Origin of the sequence: Kribbella sp. VKM Ac-2566, assembly GCF_004366005.1 — a bacterium.
GTDB classification, from domain to species: domain Bacteria; phylum Actinomycetota; class Actinomycetes; order Propionibacteriales; family Kribbellaceae; genus Kribbella; species Kribbella pratensis.
In genome coordinates this window covers 1-3,567 of the sequence record NZ_SODT01000004.1, presented here as the reverse complement: position 1 = coordinate 3,567, position 3,567 = coordinate 1, and the positions used below count along the sequence as shown (strand labels likewise).

Sequence of the window (3,567 nt, the reverse complement as noted above, 5' to 3'; positions counted from 1 at the left end):
ACCAAGTCTGTGCCGAGTACATATGTGAGTGCCACAGCTTCGGCGGATTGCTTGAGCCCCGCTACATTGTCGGCGCGGAATCACTTGACCAGTGAGCTATTACGCACTCTTTCAAGGGTGGCTGCTTCTAAGCCAACCTCCTGGTTGTCTGGGCAACTCCACATCCTTTTCCACTTAGCAATCGCTTAGGGGCCTTAGCTGGTGATCTGGGCTGTTTCCCTCTCGACTACGGAGCTTATCCCCCGCAGTCTCACTGCCGCGCTCTCACTTACCGGCATTCGGAGTTTGGCTGATTTCGGTAAGCCGGTAAGCCCCCTAGACCATCCAGTGCTCTACCTCCGGTAAGAAACACGCGACGCTGCACCTATATGCATTTCGGGGAGAACCAGCTATCACGGAGTTTGATTGGCCTTTCACCCCTATCCACAGGTCATCCCCCAGGTTTTCAACCCTGGTGGGTTCGGTCCTCCACGCGGTCTTACCCACGCTTCAACCTGCCCATGGATAGATCACTCCGCTTCGGGTCTAGAGCATGCGACTAAAACGCCCTATTCAGACTCGCTTTCGCTACGGCTACCCCACACGGGTTAACCTCGCCACACACCACTAACTCGCAGGCTCATTCTTCAAAAGGCACGCCGTCACACATTCACAAGGAACATGCTCCGACGGATTGTAGGCAATCGGTTTCAGGTACTATTTCACTCCCCTCCCGGGGTACTTTTCATCTTTCCCTCACGGTACTAGTCCGCTATCGGTCACCAAGAAGTATTTAGGCTTAGCGGGTGGTCCCGCCAGATTCACACGGGATTTCAAGAGTCCCGTGCTACTTGGGAAAACACTCAAGAGTCACTGTCTTACGCCTACAGGGCTATAACCCACTACGGCTCAACATTCCAGAAGATTCGACTTCAACAGCGATTTATAACTCTTCGGACCCACGGCATTAGGCCCAGAATGCTCCCACAACCCCACATGCGCAACGCACGCCGGCTATCACACGCACATGGTTTAGCCTCATCCGCTTTCGCTCGCCACTACTCACGGAATCACTATTGTTTTCTCTTCCTGCGGGTACTGAGATGTTTCACTTCCCCGCGTTCCCTCCAGAACCCTATGTGTTCAGGCACTGGTAACTGGCTTTAGAATGCCAGCTGGGTTTCCCCATTCGGACACCCCCGGATCACAGCTCGGTTGCCAACTCCCCGGGGCTTATCGCAGGCTCCAACGTCCTTCATCGGCTCTTGGTACCAAGACATCCACCGATTGCCCTTAGTAGCTTGTCACAAAACAAACAACAAAAGACAAAATTACGCTACAAAGAGATGCTCGCGTCCACTATACAGTTCTCAAAATACGGGCAGGAACACCAACCCTAAACCACCACACACCAGACAAGGAACAAACCACCAGGGAAACAACACACCCAGCAGATGAACCCCACCAGCAGTTTGGTGAGAGCCGGCCCCAGCCACCCACCACACCAACCAACGTCAGTGTGACAGTGACCCTAGAAGAAACAGAACCAACCCCCAGAACATCACGTCCTGTTGGCTGGGCCCGATCCCTCAGGACCCAACAGCGCGCCTCGACGATTCACTCCACCAGCTCCGCGTTCCACGCAACCCCGAAGAGTTGCAGTACTAACAACAGCCGATCTCGCTGCACATCTAATGGTCAATGTTCCACATTCCGAAGCACCGCCGCCCTGGAACGGATGTCCAGGAAACGACGAATTGACAACCCACCCTTACGGGTCGATCGCCGAATGCTCCTTAGAAAGGAGGTGATCCAGCCGCACCTTCCGGTACGGCTACCTTGTTACGACTTCGTCCTAATCGCCAGCCCCACCTTCGACGGCTCCCTCCACAAGGGTTAGGCCACCGGCTTCGGGTGTTGCCGACTTTCATGACGTGACGGGCGGTGTGTACAAGGCCCGGGAACGTATTCACCGCAGCGTTGCTGATCTGCGATTACTAGCGACTCCGACTTCATGGGGTCGAGTTGCAGACCCCAATCCGAACTGAGACCGGCTTTTTGGGATTCGCTCCACCTTACAGTTTCGCAGCCCTTTGTACCGGCCATTGTAGCATGCGTGAAGCCCTGGACATAAGGGGCATGATGACTTGACGTCATCCCCACCTTCCTCCGAGTTGACCCCGGCAGTCTCCTATGAGTCCCCACCACCCCGAAGGGCGTGCTGGCAACATAGGACGAGGGTTGCGCTCGTTGCGGGACTTAACCCAACATCTCACGACACGAGCTGACGACAGCCATGCACCACCTGTATAGGACCCTTACGGACCCCCCATCTCTGGAGGATTTCCCTATATGTCAAACCCAGGTAAGGTTCTTCGCGTTGCATCGAATTAATCCGCATGCTCCGCCGCTTGTGCGGGCCCCCGTCAATTCCTTTGAGTTTTAGCCTTGCGGCCGTACTCCCCAGGCGGGGCGCTTAATGCGTTAGCTGCGGCACGGAGGACGTGGAATGTCCCCCACACCTAGCGCCCAACGTTTACGGCGTGGACTACCAGGGTATCTAATCCTGTTCGCTACCCACGCTTTCGCTCCTCAGCGTCAGGTAAGGCCCAGAGAGCCGCCTTCGCCACCGGTGTTCTTCCTGATATCTGCGCATTCCACCGCTACACCAGGAGTTCCGCTCTCCCCTGCCTACCTCTAGTCTGCCCGTATCGGAAGCAGGCTCGGGGTTAAGCCCCGAGTTTTCACTCCCGACGTGACGAACCGCCTACGAGCCCTTTACGCCCAATAATTCCGGACAACGCTCGGACCCTACGTATTACCGCGGCTGCTGGCACGTAGTTGGCCGGTCCTTCTTCTGCAGGTACCGTCACTCTCGCTTCGTCCCTGCTGAAAGAGGTTTACAACCCGAAGGCCGTCATCCCTCACGCGGCGTTGCTGCGTCAGACTTTCGTCCATTGCGCAATATTCCCCACTGCTGCCTCCCGTAGGAGTCTGGGCCGTGTCTCAGTCCCAGTGTGGCCGGTCGCCCTCTCAGGCCGGCTACCCGTCGACGCCTTGGTAGGCCATTACCCCACCAACAAGCTGATAGGCCGCGAGCCCATCCCCAACCGCCAGAACTTTCAACCAACCACCATGAGGCAATCGGTATTATCCGGTATTAGACCCCGTTTCCGAGGCTTATCCCAAAGTTGAGGGTAGGTTGCTCACGTGTTACTCACCCGTTCGCCGCTCGTGTACCCCCGAAGGGGCCTTACCGCTCGACTTGCATGTGTTAAGCACGCCGCCAGCGTTCGTCCTGAGCCAGGATCAAACTCTCCGTTGAAAAATATAGACAACCCAGACCCAAAGGCCCGGAGAGTCAACAACATCGAACTGATCCTTTGAATCAGAAACAAAACCATTACTGGCTATTGTTATCCGTATAAATTTCAAAGGAATCCGCCACAAAACACAGACAACCCACCACCCAAAACCTCGAAGAGACCAGGGTAGAAGAATCATCCAATGCCTGTGAACGGGGATACTACAATTTCGGCATTGACTTTCGGCACGCTGTTGAGTTCTCAAGAATCGGACGCACACCGC

The 3,567-nt window shown here is 55.5% G+C and carries 2 rRNA genes (1 of these 2 only partly in view); both read right to left on the bottom strand.

The annotated features are described in order from the left end of the window. Positions 1-1,286 (bottom strand): 23S ribosomal RNA (locus EV647_RS03030); it reaches 1,618 nt to the left of the window's first position. Positions 1,287-1,779: 493 nt separating this feature from the next. After that, a 16S ribosomal RNA gene (locus EV647_RS03025) occupies positions 1,780-3,304 on the bottom strand. The 16S and 23S rRNA genes sit together here, the layout of an rRNA operon. Positions 3,305-3,567: the final 263 nt, after the last annotated feature.